This window comes from Clostridiaceae bacterium (genome assembly GCA_012840395.1).
Classification (GTDB): domain Bacteria; phylum Bacillota; class Clostridia; order Acetivibrionales; family DULL01; genus DULL01.
In genome coordinates this window covers 1-3,037 of the sequence record DULL01000101.1, presented here as the reverse complement: position 1 = coordinate 3,037, position 3,037 = coordinate 1, and the positions used below count along the sequence as shown (strand labels likewise).

General features: G+C 36.4%; 4 protein-coding genes. 2 read left to right on the top strand and 2 right to left on the bottom strand.

Features of this window, described 5'->3' with window-relative positions:
- Nucleotides 1–150 precede the first annotated feature (150 nt).
- On the top strand, nucleotides 151–561 hold the full coding sequence (locus GXX20_10920; GenBank protein ID HHW32163.1) for a hypothetical protein: 411 nt from the start codon (nucleotides 151–153) through the stop codon (nucleotides 559–561).
- A 96-nt stretch (nucleotides 562–657) separates the two neighbouring features.
- Entirely contained in the window at nucleotides 658–801 is a 144-nt protein-coding gene (locus tag GXX20_10915) for a DUF4177 domain-containing protein (protein HHW32162.1), read from the top strand.
- Between the two features lie 533 nt (nucleotides 802–1,334).
- Here the strand turns inward: GXX20_10915 and GXX20_10910 are convergent.
- Both GXX20_10910 and GXX20_10905 read right to left on the bottom strand, forming a co-directional pair.
- Nucleotides 1,335–2,378 (bottom strand): hypothetical protein, encoded by a 1,044-nt coding sequence (locus tag GXX20_10910; GenBank protein ID HHW32161.1) that lies wholly within the window; start codon nucleotides 2,376–2,378, stop codon nucleotides 1,335–1,337.
- 117 nt (nucleotides 2,379–2,495) lie between these two features.
- Nucleotides 2,496–2,885 carry a helix-turn-helix transcriptional regulator gene (locus tag GXX20_10905; protein ID HHW32160.1) on the bottom strand — a complete coding sequence of 130 codons (390 nt, stop codon included), beginning with the start codon at nucleotides 2,883–2,885 and terminating at the stop codon, nucleotides 2,496–2,498.
- Nucleotides 2,886–3,037 lie beyond the last annotated feature (152 nt).

The window sequence follows — 3,037 nt, the reverse complement described above, 5'->3', positions numbered from 1 at the left end:
GCTGAAGGATCTAAAAAAAGAAACCTGAATAATTTCCAAATTTCAGGGGGGATACGAAAGTAACTGGTGAAGGCCAGTGAAATATATACTTTTACATCAAAATTATATTAAAATTTTTGACACTACGCAGGAATAAGGGGGAGCAGAAATATGAATACGAATATTAAACCAAATATTAACCTGATTGTTTCACTGACACTTGTGATTGCAATTGCTATATCAATCTCGGCTTGCTATTCGACAAAAGGTGCTATAGTGATTCTTGAGAATCTAGATGGAAAAGGATTCACAATGGATTTCAGGGAGTGGAGTTCAAGAAACAAGTGTGAATTATCCCTTATCAAGGGAGATGAGTTGCAGGTCGAAGTTCTATGTGATGAGGGAGAAATTGCCCTTGCGATCAACGGAAAAAACGGTAGTGAGCCCTATACAGGAAATAATCTAAAATCAATGGTATTCACCGTAGCAGTATCTGAAACCGATGAATATGAAATACAAATTTCCGGTAAAAATGCGACCGGAAAGGTTAAGGTCAGAAATGTGGAAAGTACTGATAAATAAATGATTGTTATTAATATTGTGGCATAAACAAAAATTATATAAATAAACAACATCAACTATTGTGCATTGAACGTTAAGAGAGAAAGGAGGATAGCAATGAAGGTATACGAGTATAAATGTGTCTACATTTGGGGTATGGCTGAGGCCACCACCAGGCGGCTAAATGAATACGGCAGGGAAGGCTGGGAACTTGTAGCAGTTGTTTGGGGCTGGCATTATTTTAAGAGAGTTAAAGGATAAGAAGAAGAAGAGATAATACCCATCCAATGGCAGAAGGCAAAACCAAATGCGGGTAATCAGTTTACAAAATAAATAACCTGAAAACGAGGCACTCTACGTTCTCTATGTAGAATGCCTCGTTGCTTTATATTAAAGTGAGTACAAGTATAAAAAATCCATATAAAAAGCTCTCACCTCCAGGATATAATCCTGGGGACGAGAGCATAATACTTCGTGGTACCACCCCGGTTCATTGATGCTTCACAGCACCAACCTCAGCAAGTACGTCAGGATAAATTAATCCTGATTATACTCTGGATCTATAACGGGAGCGCCCGTCGCAGTGTAAATTGTATTAATTTAATATACTAAAAGAAGCCAGTCAATAGCCACTAAGAACAGAAGAAAACATGGTTTTAGGAAGAATACCTTAATAAATGACAGCTTTAGTCGCATAAGTTCGAATAGACCCTTGGGAATGGCGTATAGAAGGTTAGACTTCCTGATAGGAAGAACCGGGATAAGAATTAACTTTACTGGGTATATACATAACTTCACTGTATAATTGCTGAAAAGGAAACCGGGATAAGTTCATCATTTCGGGTTTTCTCGAATAATTCTTTAAGCATATTAACCTGGTCTTGAGAAAATGCATATTTCTTTTCTCCAAAGTATTTCACCATAACATCAGGATCCCTGATGAAGGTGAGTTCTAATAGATAATTTCCAGGTTTTAGTTTAAGCGTTGTGCTAAGAGAAAATTGTTCGCAGATATTTTGATATACTATATTGCCATTATCATCATAAATCTGGATATCCGTAAGTATACCCTCGGCCTCCAGATTCAGGCTCATTTTGTAAGACTTGCCCGTTTTTATTATAAAAGGCATCCTCATAACTTCCTGATTATCGCGAATATTCGTCGAAAAGGAAGTTTCAAAAACTTTGTTCGGAACCAGTATTTGATAGGATACAAATACAACTGCTCCCAGGAAAATAATAACCAATACCAGGACAGCTGTTTGCTGTTTATTAAGCCCATCACGTTTGGTCTTTGATAAAGGCTTTAGATATTCTATGATTTTCGAATATAGGCCTATTTTATATGAGAATAGTAAGAATAGTAATATTATCATAATAGCGGTAAATGATACCAGTAAGGGATTTAGCCCTGATACTTGCAGAAATTTACTTATATCATCATCTACAGGTGGTTCAGTAAACAGAGATATTAGGGGTATTACTACGGAGGCTAAAAAAGAACCGATAACAGCAATAGTTATTGTGCCATAAATGTAATGATAAATCGGATTTACTACATTCCTGTTGTAGAATTTAAGAGCAACAGCTAAACATATCGCCGGCAGCAAAACTCCGGCTATATTGAACAAAGACTCTCCCAGTGGAGTGAAATTTGCTCCGGATTGTGAGACATAGGCGTTGAAGCCTAAAACAAAACTATCTATCCTTCCGCCATACATAATTGCAACAAGCGCATGGCCGCCTTCGTGTAATAAGGTATACAGATAGATAAGGGAAAGCCATAACAATAGTATCCCTGCGGTCCTTATTATAATTTTTCCTGGGCTGGTTTTCATATTGACACCTTATCTTTTAAATATATTTTCATTTATTTTTTCAATCCATACAGTAGTATATTAAAGTAGTCCAGAATCTGTTCTTTAAGATTGAAATCTGGATACCGGATGCACCATTCAAAGGTAATTCCCCGAATAGCCAAAACTTAAGTGCCTTGGCAGAGAATCAACAGAGATATCTTCACTCTCGGAAAGAAAATCAGTGATTCCTCCTGCCAAAAGAAGAAGGACATCAAATACAGATTTCTGGTCGGAAATCGTTGCCAAAAAGGATTTATAACTAATGTCTGCCAGGTTTGTGTAATCATTTATTAATTCAGCTACCAATGCATCTTTTGACTCAAAGTGAACATAAAATGCACCTTTGGATACTGCTGCTTCTACAATTGCATCCACACTTACATTATTAAATCCATGTTTACTGATTAACTGCCGGGCAGCTTCCAGAATTCTATTTTTTGTTTCAATCGCCTGTTGCTTCATCTTGCTTACTCTTTCTTTTCTCATAGTATACTCCTTTTTTATACCATACTGTTAGTGTAAAATTACTTTGGGAAAAAACCAAAAAATAAAAGATAAGAGTATCTCTCCTGTGATATCATGTAATTTATGAAGAACCACAATAATCACAGAAAAGGAGATACTCTTATGGAACTAAT